Here is a 14,197-nt window from a genome sequence, read left to right on the forward strand (position 1 = left end):
TCACGACGAGAGAACCTCGTCCACCCACTGCGGGACGAGCTTGCTGGCCTGCCCGTGCCGCGCATCGTCGAACCATGCGGTCCCCTGGCTCGGTTCGAGATTGAGCTCGAGCGTGCGCACACCCATCGCCCTCGCCTCGCGTACGAATCCGGCGGCGGGATAGACCGCGCCCGACGTGCCGATCGAAACAAACAGGTCCGCCTCTCGCAGTGCACCGTAGATCCGCTCCATCTCGTAGGGCATCTCGCCGAACCAGACGACGTCGGGCCGAAGCGCACGCTCTCCGCATTCGGGGCATGGCGGTCGTTCGACCAGCGTGTCGCGCCACGGCGTGCGTACGTCGCAGGCGGTGCACCAGGCGTTGAGGTGGGTGCCGTGCATGTGGAGCACGCGCTTGGCGCCGGCGCGCTCGTGCAGGTCGTCGACGTTCTGTGTGACGATCAGCAGCTCGCCTTTCCACCCGGAATCCAGCTGCGCCAACGCCTCGTGCGCCGGGTTGGGTTCCTTGGTCTGGATCGCCTCGCGCCGCATGTCGTAGAAGCGCAGGACGAGGTCGGGGTCGCGCGCGAAGGCCTCGGGCGTGGCGACGTCCTCGACCTTGTGCTGTTCCCACAGCCCGCCGCCCCCGCGAAAGGTATCGATGCCGCTTTCGGCGGATATCCCCGCGCCGGTCAGGATCACGATGTTGCGGATATTTTCCATGTCCCCCATGAACCATGCCGCGAGGGAGAATGGCAATGGTACGGATCGGCATTATCGGCAGCGAGGGCCGGATGGGGCAGGCGCTGATGCGCGCGGTCGAGGAGCTCGGGCATGATTGCGCGGGCGGGGTCGATCGCGGCGACAACCTCGAGAACCTGTCGAACAAGTGCGACGTGCTGGTCGATTTCTCCGCCCCCGGCGCGCTCAAGAGCAATCTCCAGGCTGCGATCGGCGCAGGGATCCCGATCCTGATCGGCACCACCGGGCTCGAGAGCTGCCATCACGATGCAATCGACAACGCGGCGCGCGCGATCCCGGTGCTGCAGACGGGCAATACCTCGCTCGGGGTCAACATGCTCGCAGCCCTCGTCAAACAGGCGGCGGCAAAGCTCGGGCCCGACTGGGACATCGAGATCGTCGAGATGCACCACCGGCACAAGGTCGATGCGCCCTCTGGCACCGCGCTGTTGCTGGGCGAGGCCGCCGCCGAGGGGCGCGGGATCGACCTCGATACCAATTCCGAACGCGGCCGCGACGGCCATACCGGCGAACGCGGCGAAGGCGCGATCGGTTTCGCCGCGCTGCGCGGTGGCACGGTGGCGGGCGACCACAGCGTGATCCTCGCCGGCGAGCAGGAAAGCATCACCCTTTCCCACCGCGCCGAGGACCGCGCGATCTTCGCTCGCGGCGCTGTCAAGGGCGCGGCGTGGCTGACAGAGCGCGAGGCCGGGCGCTACAGCATGGACGATATGCTCGGCCTGTAGACGATGACCAAGGACCAGATCTTCGAGTTCTTCCGGCGGCTGGCGGAGGACGACCCCGCGCCCGAGACCGAACTCGAATACGGCAATGCCTACCAGCTCGTCGTCGCGGTGGCGCTTTCGGCGCAGGCGACCGACGTGGGGGTGAACAAGGCGACGCGAGCGCTGTTTGCCGCGGTCGAAACGCCGCAACAGATGCTCGAACTGGGCGAGGACGGGCTCAAGGAGCACATCAAGACGATCGGCCTGTTCAATTCCAAGGCCAGGAACGTGATCGCGCTCTCGCAGCTGCTGGTCGACGAATATGGTGGCGAGGTGCCCGATACGCGCGAGGACCTCGTGCGGCTGCCGGGAGTCGGACGCAAGACCGCCAATGTCGTGCTCAATTGCTGGTTCGGGCAGGAGACCTTCGCGGTCGACACGCATATCTTCCGCGTCGCCAACCGCACCGGGCTCGCCAAGGGCAAGACGCCCGAGCAGGTCGAGGCCAAGCTCGAAAAGCGCGTCCCCCAGCCTTTTCGCCTGCATGCGCATCACTGGCTGATCCTGCACGGGCGCTATGTGTGCAAGGCGCGGACGCCCGAATGCTGGCGCTGCAAGCTCGTGGACCTGTGCAGCTGCCGGAAGAAAGTGCTGGAGAAGCCGAAGGGCCGGTAGTTAGTCCTTCCTGCCCCTGATTTCTCGCCAGTATTCTTCCGCGACTTCAGCATCGATTTCGATCGGCATCGAACTTTGCGGATAGAGGCGATCCTGACCGTCCTTGCGTGGACCTGAGATCCAAAAGTGGTCCCCGTTGTCGTCCGCGACATGGTTAAACTTGTAGCCACTACCAACCTTCGAAAAGGTCCTGCCGCCGTAATGCACGGAGCGGCCGGACTTTGAAAAAGTGACCCGCCCGATCCTCGCCGGTCCATTCAAGCCTTCGGACTTGTCCTCGATATACATGATCCGAGTCTTGGGTTTGGACATGCCCTAGACATCGTCGGCGGAGATCATTTCCTCGCGGTCCAGCTCGCCGGTCATGGCGGCCACCGTGGTCGCCACGGCGGCGTCGCCGGAGACGTTGGTGGTGGTGCGCATCATGTCCATGATACGATCGATCCCCGCGACCAGCGCGATGGTTTCGAGCGGGACGCCGACCGCGCCGAACACCAGCACCATCATGATCAGGCCCGCGCCCGGGATGCCCGCCGCGCCGATAGCGCCGAGCGTGCCGAGGATCGAGATCATGAAATAGTCGCTCCACGACAGGTCGACCCCGAAGGCCTGCGCGCCGAAGATCGTGGCGAGGCCGAGATACATCGCGGTGCCGTTCATGTTGATCGTCGCACCGAGCGAGATCACGAAGGCCGCGACCGAGTTCGACACGCCGAGGTTCCGCTCGGCGCAGCGCAGCGTGACCGGCAGCGTCGCGTTCGAACTGGCGGTCGAGTAGCTGACCGCGATCGCGTCGACGATTCCGCGGAAGAAGTCGATCACCGGCAGCCTGGCGAGGAACTTGATCATCGCCGAATACATCACCCCGATGATCAGGAGGCAGCCGAGATAGTTCAGCGCCACGAGCAGGCCGAGCGCCTGCAGCGCATCGACGCCGAGCGTACCCGCGACCCACGCCATCAGCGCGAATACGCCGAACGGGGTCAGTTCCATCACCACCATGGTGACCTTCTGCATGACGACCGAGCCGCTTTCGAAGATCGCGAGGACGGGCTTGCCCTCCTCTTTCGCCATCAGGATGCCGACGCCGATCAGCAGCGAGAACACGATCAAGGGGAGGACGTTGACGTCCGCCATCACCTGTACCGGGCTGTCGGGCACGACTTCGAGGATCATGTCGCGGAAGGTGACCGCCTGTTCCTGCCGGGCCTGCGCGTTTTCGAGCGCGCCCTGGTCGAGTTCCATCGAGGTTCCGTCGATGCTCGAACCGGGGGTGAAGAAGCTGCCGATCGCGAGGCCCAGCCACACCGCGATCTGGCCCGTGACGACGAACAGCAGCAGCGCGCGCCAGCCGACATTGCCGAGCTTGCGCAAGTCGCCGATGCTCGCGACGCCTGCGACCAGGCTGAAGAAGATCAGCGGGACGACCAGCATCTTGATGAAGGCGATGAAGATATCGCCGATAATCTTGATGCTTTCCGCGCCCGGTCCCCAGACGAAGCCGACGATCACGCCGAGGATCAGTGCGGCGATCACACGCTGCCACAGCGGAATGGCGAACCAGGTTTTCATGCAGTCTTCCCCTACCTCTTTGGTGCGGGATGCTAGGCGGGGTTGAGCCGCATTGGAAGCGCCGAGCGCATCCTATCCAAATTCGTCATCCCGGCGACGGAATTTATTGCTCGAGAGCCGCGACGGCGATCCGCCGATAGATGTTCGACAGCAGGCGTAGGTCCGCCACCGCGACCGCCTCGTCGACCTTGTGCATGGTCGCGTTGACGAGACCGAATTCGATCACCGGGCATAGATCCTTGAGGAAGCGCGCATCCGAGGTGCCGCCGCTGGTCGAAAGCTCGGGCAGCAGCCCCGTCTCGGCCTTCACCGCCTGGCTGACGAGGTCGGAAAATTCGCCCGGCGGGGTGAGGAAGCTCTCGCCCGAGATCATCGGTCGCGCACTGCCGCCATGCTTTTCGGCGATCGCCGTCACGCGCTCGGCCAGTTCGGCGCCGGTGTGGAGGTCGTTGAAGCGGATCGAGATTCGCGCCTTTGCCTTGCCGGGGATGACGTTGTGCGCGCGGTTCGCCACGTCGAATTCGGTGATCTCGAGATTGCTCGCCTGGAACCATTCCGTCCCCTCGTCGAGCGCGAGTTCGTCGAGCTCGGACAGCATGCCGATCATGCGCGGGAGCGGATTGTCGGCGAGGTGCGGATAGGCGACGTGGCCCTGGCGTCCCTCGACCTCGAGCCAGATATTGATCGAGCCGCGCCGCCCGATCTTCACCATATCACCCAGCCGGTTCACGCTGGTCGGCTCGCCGACGAGGCACAAATCGGGCCGCTCGCCCGCCTCGTTCATCCAGTCGATCAGCGCGCGGGTGCCATGGAGCGCCGGGCCTTCCTCGTCGCCGGTGATGATGAAGCTGATCGTCCCCGCCTCCGCCGGGATCGCGGCCACCGCATCGACCATGGAGGCGATCGAGCCCTTCATGTCGACCGCGCCGCGACCATAGAGCAAGTCGCCGCCCGGTTCGGATTTCACTTGCGGTTCGAACGCATCGACCGACCAGCCATCGCCCGGAGGCACCACGTCGAGATGGCCGGCGAAGGCGAAATGCTTCGATCCTTCGGGGCCGCGGCGGATCGCGAAACAGTTCTCGACCGGCTCCTCGTCGCTGCCCTCGGGCCCGTCGCCGCGGATGAAGCGGTGGACCTCGAACCCCAGCGGGGCGAGCATCGCCTCGAATGCATCGAACACGCACCCGCGCGCGGGGGTGACGCTCTCGGCTTCGATCAGCCGCTTGGCGAGGGTGACGACATCGGTCATGACGCTTGCGCTAACAGGAGCCGCGCCCATGCCCAAGCTCGATCTCGAGACCATTCCCCAGACCAATGCGACCGGATACCCGCCCGAATTCGCCGACAAGGTTCAGGGGCGCAATTACCGCCGCCTCGCCCCCGCCGCGGGACTGGAGGATTTCGGCGCGAGCCACGTGGTGCTCGAACCCGGCGCGTGGTCGTCGCAGCGTCACTGGCACGAGGGCGAGGACGAGCTGCTGGTGATGGTCGAAGGCGAAGGCGTGCTGGTCGACGATGCGGGCGAACATGCGCTCCGCCCCGGCGATATCGCGGCCTTCCCCAAGAACGACGGCAACGGCCACGTCATCCAGAACCGCAGCGATGCGCCGTGCAGCTTCGTCGTGGTCGGCAAGCCCTCGACCACCGCCTGCCACTATCCCGATATCGACATGCACCTGCCCGCGGGCGGTCCCTTCACCCGCAAGGACGGCAGCGCGTTCTAGCCAGGCGAGCTCACCCCAGCGCCTCGTCCAGCAGGTTCGCCATCCGCAGCCCCGCCTGCTGCACGCGGCGGCGCAGCGCGGGAAGCTGCGCAACGATATCCTCCTGCGTCAGCGCGGTCTTTTCGGGGAGGTCGGCCTCAGCGGGATTCTCGGTATCGAAGGCGATCGGATAGACCAGCGTGCGCGACAATTCCCAGCTCTCGCGGCCCCAGTCGGCGGGCGTCCCGCCCGACAGCGCCGCGCGTTCCTCGGCGGTGTAGCGGCGCACGAGCGTGGGCCGCGCCGAGCTGATCGCGCGTTCTGCCATCGGGCCGTCCCAGATCCAGTGGAGGTTCAACGACGGCACGATGCCGTAATCGGTCTCGCGGTCGTTGCCGCCGCGATCGTCCTTGTCGCCCGAATGCAAGGGCATGTGAATGTCGCCGGTGAAATGGACGAGGAAGGCGAGCGCTTCGAGCCGGACGTTGTCGGGCAATTCACGGCGCGAGAGCACGTTCATTGCGCGCTCGATCTGGCCGTTGACGCAGGCGCCGCCGGAGCAGTTCTGGCGGGCATTGTATTCCTCGTCGATCGGCGCGGTCTTGTAATGCCAGGCGGCGGTATAGCCCCAGCGATCGAAATCGCGGCGCACGCAATCGGCCCAGACCGACGCATCCTCGAGCGTTTCGAGCGCACATTCGGGCGTTCCCAGCAGCGGCGCGGCCTTCAGCAGCCGGTCGATCTCGGCGCGGGTTTCGGGCGTGACGTTCTCGAGCGCGATACTGGCGGTGATGCGGTGGGCGTAGAACCCCCAGGCCTTCACCGGGTTCGCCACGGCGAGCGCCAGGAAGGCGGCGAAAACGGTAAGAAATCGGATCATGCCTGCGCCCTGTCATATTGCTGGATCGTCCATTCCTCGTCCTCGGCCGCGGCGATCCATTCCTGCATCCAGTCGTGTTCCCACACCGCCTGCATGTAGCCTTCGGCGAACCCCGGCACGGCGACGCCATAGGTCAACAGGCGGCTGACCACGGGAGCATAGAAGATGTCGGCCGCGCCGAACGCACCGAACAGGAACGGTCCGCCGCTGCCGTAGCGCGAGCGCGCCTCGGCCCACAGGCCAAGGATGCGGATGATGTCCTGCTTGCAATCCTCGCTGAACGAGCCGCCGGTGATGCGCTTGCGGATGTTCATCGGGCATTCGCTGCGCAGCGCGAGGTAGGAGGAATGCATTTCCGCCACCATCGCCCGCGCGGTTCCGCGCGCAACCTCGTCCTTGGGCCAGAAGCGATCGCGTCCGACCTTGTCGGCGAGGTATTCCATGATCGCGATCGAATCCCACACCACCGCCTCGCCGTCCCACAGCACCGGCACCTTGCCGTGGCTGGGCTGGAGGTTGTCCTGCCGCTGGTGTTCTTCCCAGTCGCTGCCGAACAGAGGCACCACGATCTCGTCGAAGGACAGGCCCGATTGCTTGCATGCCAGCCAGGCGCGCAGCGACCAGCTCGAATAGTTCTTGTTGCCGATGACGAGTTTCATGCACGGGTCCCTGTTGCTCGGCCCCGCCCTATGCATTCACGCAAAGCCTGTCGACAATGAACCGATCAAAGCGCAAGAGCGATCCATGACCATGCCGCCCTTCCACCTCGCCTTCCCCGTCGACGATATTCCCGCCGCGCGCCGCTTCTACGGCGAGGTGATGGGCTGCCGCGAGGGCCGCAGCGCCGAAGACTGGGTCGATTTCGATTTCTACGGCCACCAGATCGTCGCGCATAAGGTGAAGCGCGCCGGCGATGCAGATGCCGGGGCAAACCCGGTCGACGGGCACGACGTGCCGGTGCCGCATTTCGGCGTGGTGCTGTCGATGACCGAATGGCAGGCGCTGGCCGATCGGCTCGAAGGCAAGGTCGATTTCGCGATCGAGCCGCATATCCGCTTCAAGGGCGAACCGGGCGAGCAGGCGACGATGTTCTTCCGCGACCCCAGCGGCAACGCGCTCGAGATCAAGGCGTTTGCCGACCCCGCGCGGATTTTCGCGATCTGAAAAAGGCGAGGCGGGCCAATTCCTGCCATTCCGCCAACGACCCGATTGCGGACCGTCCGCTCTTGGCCTCACCTTCGGCAATATAGGCATCCACGGGCCCATAAGTCGGTGTGAGGCGTTACCGTTCCATGACCATGCACTACACACGCGCACGGGGCGCGGAAAACCCCTTCTCCTTGTCCACGGACTGGGGGCTACCTGCCGCTCGTGGGACACGATCTCGCCTGCGCTTTCTCAGGCCAGGGAGGTAATCGCCGTGGACCTGCCCGGCCACGGGCAGACGCCCGAAGAGGCCGACAGCGGCACGTTTGACGGGCTGGCGCGCTATTTGGCCGACTGGCTCGGCGCGGAGAATCTCACAGGTATTGATATGGTCGGCAGCTCGCTGGGTGCTCGTCTGGTGCTCGAGATGTCGCGGCGCGGCCAAGCCGGCGCGGTTGTCGCACTGGATCCGGGCGGCTTCTGGCAGGGGTGGGAGCGCACCTTCTTCAAAGCCACCATAACGCCATCGATTGCTCTGGTTCGCGCGCTGCGACCGGCGCTTTCTGCCATCACCGGGAATGTCGCAGGCCGGACCGCGCTCATGGCCCAGCTCTCCGCAAGGCCGTGGGCGCTCGATCCGGCATTCGTCGCGCGTGAACTGAAGTCATTGGCTAATACGCGCACCGTCAATTCGCTTGTGAAGGATCTCGCCAATGGCGCAATGCAGAAGGGCCCTGCAAAAACGGCTGCGCCCGTTGTCATCGGCTGGGGACGTAAGGATCGGCTGTGTCTACCGCAGCAGGCGGATCGCGCGATCAAAGCCTTCCCTGAAGCGACGATGCACTGGTTCGAGCGTAGCGGACACTTCCCGATGTGGGATCAGCCAGAGGAGACCGTCCGCGTGATTCTGGACGCTACGAGCATCTCGGATTCGAAATAATACTGCAACTGGGCGGTTAGCAAATCGAGGGCCTATGCAGAGGCTAGTCCCATCGTAAGGTCCTTGTGTTAGGCCGTTCGCGGACCGTCAACTATCGGCTAGATTCAACGAAAAGCGGTCTGTCGGCTAACGACCCGATTGCGGACGTTTTCAGGTCGGAGCGATTGATCCCGATCAAACCCAATCGACTCTGCGTCTGCTATGCATTCGCCACCGAAGAGGAGAGCGTCATGAAGATAGATGCCATCAAACTCGGATTTGCCACTGCAGCCGTCTTTGCCGTGGCGTGGGTGATCTGCAGCCTGTTCATTCTGGGGATGCCGGGGTCGATGATGCAAATGACAGGTGACATGGTCCACGCCGATTTAAGCCAAATGGGCTGGCAACTCGACTTCACCGGCTTTGCATTCGGCCTTCTTGCTTGGTCCCTAGGCGCTGGCCTGATCGCGGTCGCTATCGCCGCAACTTACAACCGCCTGATTGGTTGAACCAAGCCCCAGGAGGGCCTCATAATGTCAGGAGACTACACATGATCGTTACGACTTTGATCGCCGCCAGCGTCGCCGCTCAATCGGCGCCCGCTCCGGAATCGCAGCCTTTAAGCCCTCCTCCAGCCAAAACAAAAATGGCGTGCTGCGAAAAGATGGCGAAGGGTGAAGGCTGTTGTTGCTGCAAAGGCAAAGACATGGATGCTGACACTCAGGGTAAGAAAGGTGCCGGCAACGATCTGCCCTAGTTCGCCGGTGCATACCCTTCGGGTAGTTCCGTCGGTTGCATCACCCGCTCCATGCCCTGCTCGGCGGCCTCGCTTACGAACCTATGAGCGTGCTGCCGAATAAGCGAGGCGACCTCGGGATCGTCGGATGTATGCGACACTCGCACTCCGCCAGGGATATCTTCGATCGTCAGTGTGGCGCGATCCCGATGACGGAACAGTTCACGAAAGAGCGGATCCATCATCCGGATCGGCTGCCCTCGGCTATAGCGGGCCTTCATCTCCCTCACGTGGCGACGGATCAGTTCGGTGATTTTGGGGTCGTCACTCACGGTCACGCTGCGCACTCCGCCCGGAATGTTTTGCACCTCGCGTTCGATTTGCTCATGGTTCGAAAGCAGTCGCCGGATGGTCATCATGTCGCCCATTGACCCGGCGTCATCCATCATGCCGCGATTCATCATCCCGCCATTGCCCTGGTCGGGCACATCGCCTTCACCCATCATGCTCATCTGATCACCGCCCCCTGCTCGCGCACGCTCCGAATTGTTTGGAGAGCAGTTCGCGATCGTTGCCGTTAACAGGGAGAGGGCAAGGATACGTGGAAACATGAAATTGGCCTTTCGGTCAGTCAAAACCTGAGACCGCCAGTCTGTTCCTTCGAAGACAGGGTCTGGCAACGAACCTAGAGTCAGCTTTCCACCCAAACCCAGTCATTTCGAGCCTCCCGTGGGAGGCTGAAGAGCAGTCGTTCGTTAGAGTTCGCTGTCGCTGAGCACCGCAGCGCGTAGCTCCGGGATGCCCATCCCCTTCTCGCTCGAGGTGACATGCAGAACCGGGAAGGCGGCGGGACGCTTCGCCAGCGCCTGCGCGGTCGCTTCCGCGACCTTGTCGAGCTCGCTCGCCTTCAGCTTGTCGGCCTTGGTCAGGACCACTCGATAGCCGACCGCGGCCTCGTCGAGCATGTCCATCATCTCGGCGTCGTGCTTGGTGATCCCGCGACGGGCATCGACCAGCACCAGTGCGCGATTGAGCACCGGCCGCCCGCGCAGGTAGGAGCGGACCAGCTTCTTCCATTTCTCCACCACCTTGGGCGGGGCCTTGGCGAAACCGTAGCCGGGCATGTCGACCAGCCGCAGCTGGGTCGGGTTGCCGATCTCGAACAGGTTCAGTTCCTGCGTGCGTCCCGGCGTCACCGAGGTGCGCGCAATCGCTTTCCTGCCCGTGAGCGCGTTGATCAGCGAGCTCTTGCCCACGTTCGATCGGCCCGCGAAGGCGATCTCCGGGAAGTCCGGTTCGGGCAGGAACTTGAGCTGCGGGGCTGAGAGCAGGAAATCGACACGACCGGAAAACAGTTTCCGCGCGCGTTCGATGAGCTCGGGATCGGGCTCCACCTACTGACCCTTCGCCTCGGCCAGCTTGCGCCGCTTCTCTTCCTTCTCCTTCAGCGCCTGTTCGCGCAGCTGCGGGTTCTTGGAATAGAGATATTTCTGCTGCGCCAGCGTCAGGATGTTGTTGGTCACCCAGTAGAGCAGCAGGCCCGCGGCGAACGGTGCCATCACGAACATCAGCACCCACGGCATGATCTTGAAGATCTGTTCCTGCACCGGATCTGCGATCGGGTTCATGCGGAACTGCAGGAACATCGTCAGGCCGAGCAGGATCGCGAGCGGGCCGATCGCCAGCAGCGCCGGCGGCGTGAACGGCAGCAGGCCGAACAGGTTGAGGACATGCGCCGGATCGGGCGCCGAGAGATCCTCGATCCACAGCACGAACGGCTTGTGGCGCATTTCGACCGACAGCATCAGCACCTTGTAGAGCGCGAAGAAGATCGGGATCTGGATGAAGATCGGCAGGCAGCCGGAGAGCGGGTTGACCTTCTCCTTCTTGTAGAGGGCCATGACCTCCTGCTGCATCTTCTGCTTGTCGTCCTTGTAGCGTTCCTGGATCGCCTTCATCTTCGGCTGGATCGCGCGCATCGCCGCCATGCTGGCGAACTGCTTCTGCGCGATCGGGAACAGGAAGAAGCGGATGATGACGGTCAGCAGGATGATCGCCACGCCGAAATTGCCCGACAGCGATTCGAGCTGCTTGAGCAGCCACAGGAACGGGCGTTCGAACCATTCGAACCAGCCCCAGTCGATCGCATGGCCGAAATTGACGATGCCGCCGTCTTCATAGGCGTCGAGGACGTCGTTTTCCTTGGCGCCGGCAAACAGCTGGGTGCTGCGGGTCAGGGTCTCGCCTGCGGCGACCGCGGTCGGCTGGTAGACGAGATCGGCGCGGAAGATCGAATTGCCGAGCGAACGGAAATCGGCCTCGGCCTCGGCCCCGGCTTGCGGGACGAGCGAGGAGAGCCAGTAATGGTCGGTGAAGCCGATCCAGTCGACATCGCCATTGCCACTGCTCCGGCCTTCCTCGACGAGATCGTCATAGCCGATATCGAAATTCACCGCGTCGTCGAACGCGCCGATCGGACCTGAATGGATGATCCATGTGCCTTCGTCGGCAAAGCGATCGGTGCGGTTCACGACCCCGAACGGCTGCGCGACGATCCGTTCGCCGCCGCGATTGGCGACCGACTGGGTCGCGGTGATCATGTAGTCGTCGTCGATCGCGAAGCGGATCGCGTAACCGGTGCCGTCGGGCGCCGTCCATTGCAGCGTGACCGGCGTGTCGGGGGTGAGCGTCGCATCGTCGGCGACCTTCCACACGGTGTCGCGATCGGGGAACTGCGCGCCCGAACCGACCCAGCCGAACTGCGCGAAATACTGGGCTTCGGTGCCGGCCGGCGCAAACAGGCGTACCGGCTCTTCGGCGCCGTCTTCGAGCGTTGCGAGATGGCGCGTGAGCACGAGATCGTCGACCAGCGCACCGCGCAGGTTGATCGACCCTGCAAGGCCCGGCGCATCGATCGGCACGCGACCGGCGCTGGCGAGCTCGCTGTCGAGATCGCGGACCGGCTGCGTCGCTTCGATCGGCGCGCCCTGTCCGCTGGCGGCGGGGGCCTGGGCCGAGGTGTCGCTGCCCGGCGCCGGGCCGGCACCGGTCGGCGCGGCGGCCGCCTGCGGACCGTCCACGGCCTCGACCACTTCGGCCGACTTCTCGGGCTGCGGGTAGAAGGTGTTCATCGCCGTGTCCCAGCCGATCAGCACCAGCGCCGACAGGATGATCGCGATGATCAGATTGCGGTTGTCGTTCACGAGAGGTCCCGTCTCAATTCTTCAAATCGTGCATGATATGGGAAGGCGCAAGGTGTTTTAAACCTGTGACACACCGGATCAGGGAACCGGATCGTGTCCATGCCCGCCCCATGGATGGCAGCGGCATATCCGCTTTGTCGCGAGCCAGCCACCCCTAATCGCCCCGTGCCGCTCGAGCGCCTCGATCGCATAGGCCGAGCAGGACGGTGTGTAACGGCAGGTCGGAGGCAGAATTCGCGAGGGGCCGAGTTGCCACCCGCGCGCGAGGAGGATCAGCAGGCGTTTCACTTGCTGCCCTTGCGATCGGGCTTGCGGGGTCCGCGCCGGCTCGCCCGCCCCGCGCGCGCCTGCGCCAGCGCCGTGGCAAGTTCTTCGCGCATCTCGGCGAAGTCCCGCTCGATCCCGCCGTCGCGCCCGATCAGCACGTGATCATGGCCGTCGAGCCCGTGTTCGGGGATCAGTTCGTGCGCCAGCGCACGCAACCGCCGCTTCATCCGGTTGCGGACCACGGCGTTGCCGACCTTCTTGGTCACGGTCACGCCGAATCGCTTCGATTCGAGATCGTTCCTCTGCGTCAGCAACACGAAACCGGGCCGCGCAACGCGCAGCCCCCGGTTGGCCCGGAGAAAGTCCGGGCGGTTCCTGATAGTGGAGAGTGGAGCGCGCGCCATCGGCGCCCCGTAACAGCTTACGCGCTCAGCTTCTTGCGACCGCGACGACGGCGGTTGGCGAGGACCTTGCGGCCACCCGGGGTCGCCTTGCGGGCGAAGAAACCGTGGCGGCGGGCGCGCACGAGATTGCTGGGCTGGAAAGTGCGTTTCATCGTATCGAACCTAGGTTTGTGCCGGACCCTGTCGGGTGGCCGGAAATTGAAAGGGCCGCCTCACGGGCGACCCGATATCGAGCGCGCGCCTAGAAAAAACCCGCGATCAAGTCAAGCCAAAGCGACCGTGGCCTCAGCCAGTCTGCTCGATCGGCACATAGCGCGCCAGCTCGCGGGTATCCAGCCACAGCGCGTCGTAATGCGGGACCGAATTGGTCATCGCGTAAAACCGCTTCGCCTCGCCCTCGCCGAGCCCCATTTCGACGTAGAAGTCGATATAGGCGCGGTTGACCGCGTCGTTGGCGGCGAAATCGCTCGCCTCGCGGCCATAGATGTCCATCCAGCTGTGCACGGCGAATTCGGCGTCGCGATGCGCGATCCGGCGCGCGCCCGCAAGGAACAGTTCGACCGCGCCCGAACGGACCGAACCGTGCGCGGGCACGTAGGTCACGATGGCGTGATCGCGCAGCATCCGCGCGAGGCGGAAGTTCGCATTGTCGTCGACCGTACCCGGGGCCTCGACCATTTCGAGCATGCCGATACCGGGGTGGTCGCGCAGCAGCTGGGCGAACTGTGCGGGGCTGCGGCTGTCGATCAGGCCGAGCAATGCAACCTTGCCCTCGCCGAGCACGCGGAACGGGCCGTAATCGAGGGTCGCTACCTTCTGCGTGGCACGCGGGACCATCGGCACGCGGTTCCAGATCGTCACCGCACGCTGGGCGGTTTCGTATTCGACCGGGGTTTCGTAGGCGATCGTTGGCGCGGCGGCGACGGCCTGCGACGGCGGCTGTTCGAGCAGCGCGACCGAGCTGTCGGCGAACAGCACGTCTTCGTAGGCGATCGTCTGCGCGGCGGCGGGGCTTGCGACCAGGGCCAGCGCGGCGAGGAAAAGTTTTGCGACCTTTTGCATGTTGATCTCATGCAGGGGCGCGACTTGCCAGCACGCTTAGGCACAGAGTCACCCAGGCTGGTTAATCGAATCTTGCAGGCACGGCGGCTGCGGCGGCGCACGAACCGGATCATGCGCGAATTCTGAAGTTTTTCAGTCCTCGACAGATGCGGTTCGCTCCGCCAGACGTGTCGCGGCAGGGT

Annotated in this window: 20 protein-coding genes; 7 read left to right on the forward strand and 13 right to left on the reverse strand. The window is 64.4% G+C overall.

Annotated features, from left to right (window positions below; translation table 11 throughout):
* Window positions 1–702 carry an NAD-dependent deacylase gene (locus T8S45_RS08445; protein ID WP_322295208.1) on the reverse strand — a complete coding sequence of 234 codons (702 nt, stop codon included), beginning with the start codon at window positions 700–702 and terminating at the stop codon, window positions 1–3.
* Window positions 703–737: 35 nt separating this feature from the next.
* Between T8S45_RS08445 and dapB the strand changes: the two genes are divergently transcribed.
* Both dapB and nth read left to right on the forward strand, forming a co-directional pair.
* Complete coding sequence (dapB, locus tag T8S45_RS08450) at window positions 738–1,466, forward strand: 4-hydroxy-tetrahydrodipicolinate reductase (RefSeq protein ID WP_322293423.1); 729 nt, start codon at window positions 738–740, stop codon at window positions 1,464–1,466.
* Between the two features lie 3 nt (window positions 1,467–1,469).
* Window positions 1,470–2,120 carry an endonuclease III gene (gene nth, locus T8S45_RS08455; protein WP_322293424.1) on the forward strand — a complete coding sequence of 217 codons (651 nt, stop codon included), beginning with the start codon at window positions 1,470–1,472 and terminating at the stop codon, window positions 2,118–2,120.
* Here the strand turns inward: nth and T8S45_RS08460 are convergent, their stop codons facing one another.
* The 3 genes from T8S45_RS08460 to dapE all read right to left on the reverse strand — a co-directional run bounded on the left by T8S45_RS08460 (window position 2,121) and on the right by dapE (window position 4,944).
* The gene (locus tag T8S45_RS08460; RefSeq protein ID WP_322293425.1) at window positions 2,121–2,408 is read right to left on the reverse strand and encodes a 1-deoxy-D-xylulose-5-phosphate synthase; all 288 of its coding nucleotides are present in this window, start codon (window positions 2,406–2,408) and stop codon (window positions 2,121–2,123) included.
* Between the two features lie 27 nt (window positions 2,409–2,435).
* Window positions 2,436–3,692 carry a dicarboxylate/amino acid:cation symporter gene (locus tag T8S45_RS08465; RefSeq protein ID WP_188642472.1) on the reverse strand — a complete coding sequence of 419 codons (1,257 nt, stop codon included), beginning with the start codon at window positions 3,690–3,692 and terminating at the stop codon, window positions 2,436–2,438.
* Between the two features lie 103 nt (window positions 3,693–3,795).
* A complete protein-coding gene (dapE, locus tag T8S45_RS08470; protein WP_322293426.1) occupies window positions 3,796–4,944 on the reverse strand; it encodes a succinyl-diaminopimelate desuccinylase in 1,149 nt (382 codons plus the stop codon).
* 28 nt (window positions 4,945–4,972) lie between these two features.
* Between dapE and T8S45_RS08475 the strand changes: the two genes are divergently transcribed.
* The gene (locus tag T8S45_RS08475; RefSeq protein WP_322293427.1) at window positions 4,973–5,419 is read left to right on the forward strand and encodes a cupin domain-containing protein; all 447 of its coding nucleotides are present in this window, start codon (window positions 4,973–4,975) and stop codon (window positions 5,417–5,419) included.
* A gap of 10 nt (window positions 5,420–5,429) precedes the next feature.
* Here T8S45_RS08475 and T8S45_RS08480 read toward each other — a convergent pair whose 3' ends face one another.
* Window positions 5,430–6,278: a S1/P1 nuclease gene (locus T8S45_RS08480; RefSeq protein ID WP_322293428.1), complete on the reverse strand. Its 849-nt coding sequence runs from the start codon at window positions 6,276–6,278 to the stop codon at window positions 5,430–5,432.
* Window positions 6,275–6,937, reverse strand: coding sequence for a glutathione S-transferase family protein (locus T8S45_RS08485; protein WP_322293429.1), 663 nt, complete (start codon window positions 6,935–6,937; stop codon window positions 6,275–6,277). The genes T8S45_RS08480 and T8S45_RS08485 overlap by 4 nt, the downstream gene beginning before the upstream one ends.
* A gap of 85 nt (window positions 6,938–7,022) precedes the next feature.
* On the opposite strand from T8S45_RS08485, the gene T8S45_RS08490 reads away from it, so the two are divergent.
* From T8S45_RS08490 to T8S45_RS08505, 4 genes are all read left to right on the forward strand, one after another.
* Window positions 7,023–7,442 (forward strand): VOC family protein, encoded by a 420-nt coding sequence (locus T8S45_RS08490; protein ID WP_322293430.1) that lies wholly within the window; start codon window positions 7,023–7,025, stop codon window positions 7,440–7,442.
* Between the two features lie 100 nt (window positions 7,443–7,542).
* Window positions 7,543–8,364 carry an alpha/beta fold hydrolase gene (locus T8S45_RS08495; protein ID WP_322295209.1) on the forward strand — a complete coding sequence of 274 codons (822 nt, stop codon included), beginning with the start codon at window positions 7,543–7,545 and terminating at the stop codon, window positions 8,362–8,364.
* A 230-nt stretch (window positions 8,365–8,594) separates the two neighbouring features.
* Entirely contained in the window at window positions 8,595–8,852 is a 258-nt protein-coding gene (locus T8S45_RS08500; RefSeq protein ID WP_322293431.1) for a DUF5676 family membrane protein, read from the forward strand.
* A 41-nt stretch (window positions 8,853–8,893) separates the two neighbouring features.
* The gene (locus tag T8S45_RS08505) at window positions 8,894–9,100 is read left to right on the forward strand and encodes a hypothetical protein (protein ID WP_322293432.1); all 207 of its coding nucleotides are present in this window, start codon (window positions 8,894–8,896) and stop codon (window positions 9,098–9,100) included.
* On the opposite strand, the gene T8S45_RS08510 is transcribed toward T8S45_RS08505, so the two are convergent.
* From T8S45_RS08510 to T8S45_RS08540, 7 genes are all read right to left on the reverse strand, one after another.
* A complete protein-coding gene (locus T8S45_RS08510) occupies window positions 9,097–9,591 on the reverse strand; it encodes a hypothetical protein (RefSeq protein WP_322293433.1) in 495 nt (164 codons plus the stop codon). The genes T8S45_RS08505 and T8S45_RS08510 overlap by 4 nt on opposite strands.
* Window positions 9,592–9,834: 243 nt before the next feature.
* Window positions 9,835–10,473 carry a ribosome biogenesis GTP-binding protein YihA/YsxC gene (gene yihA / locus T8S45_RS08515; protein WP_322293434.1) on the reverse strand — a complete coding sequence of 213 codons (639 nt, stop codon included), beginning with the start codon at window positions 10,471–10,473 and terminating at the stop codon, window positions 9,835–9,837.
* Window positions 10,474–12,282, reverse strand: coding sequence for a membrane protein insertase YidC (gene yidC / locus T8S45_RS08520; RefSeq protein WP_322293435.1), 1,809 nt, complete (start codon window positions 12,280–12,282; stop codon window positions 10,474–10,476).
* A gap of 78 nt (window positions 12,283–12,360) precedes the next feature.
* Window positions 12,361–12,570 carry a membrane protein insertion efficiency factor YidD gene (gene yidD / locus T8S45_RS08525; RefSeq protein ID WP_188642482.1) on the reverse strand — a complete coding sequence of 70 codons (210 nt, stop codon included), beginning with the start codon at window positions 12,568–12,570 and terminating at the stop codon, window positions 12,361–12,363.
* On the reverse strand, window positions 12,567–12,953 hold the full coding sequence (gene rnpA, locus T8S45_RS08530) for a ribonuclease P protein component (protein ID WP_188642483.1): 387 nt from the start codon (window positions 12,951–12,953) through the stop codon (window positions 12,567–12,569). Before rnpA ends, yidD begins: the two co-directional genes overlap by 4 nt.
* A 17-nt stretch (window positions 12,954–12,970) precedes the next feature.
* On the reverse strand, window positions 12,971–13,105 hold the full coding sequence (gene rpmH, locus T8S45_RS08535) for a 50S ribosomal protein L34 (RefSeq protein ID WP_160616868.1): 135 nt from the start codon (window positions 13,103–13,105) through the stop codon (window positions 12,971–12,973).
* A gap of 133 nt (window positions 13,106–13,238) precedes the next feature.
* On the reverse strand, window positions 13,239–14,015 hold the full coding sequence (locus tag T8S45_RS08540; protein WP_322293436.1) for an alpha/beta hydrolase: 777 nt from the start codon (window positions 14,013–14,015) through the stop codon (window positions 13,239–13,241).
* Window positions 14,016–14,197 lie beyond the last annotated feature (182 nt).

It is taken from the genome of Pseudoblastomonas marina (assembly GCF_034374265.1).
Taxonomy (GTDB): Bacteria; Pseudomonadota; Alphaproteobacteria; order Sphingomonadales; family Sphingomonadaceae; genus Alteriqipengyuania_A; species Alteriqipengyuania_A marina.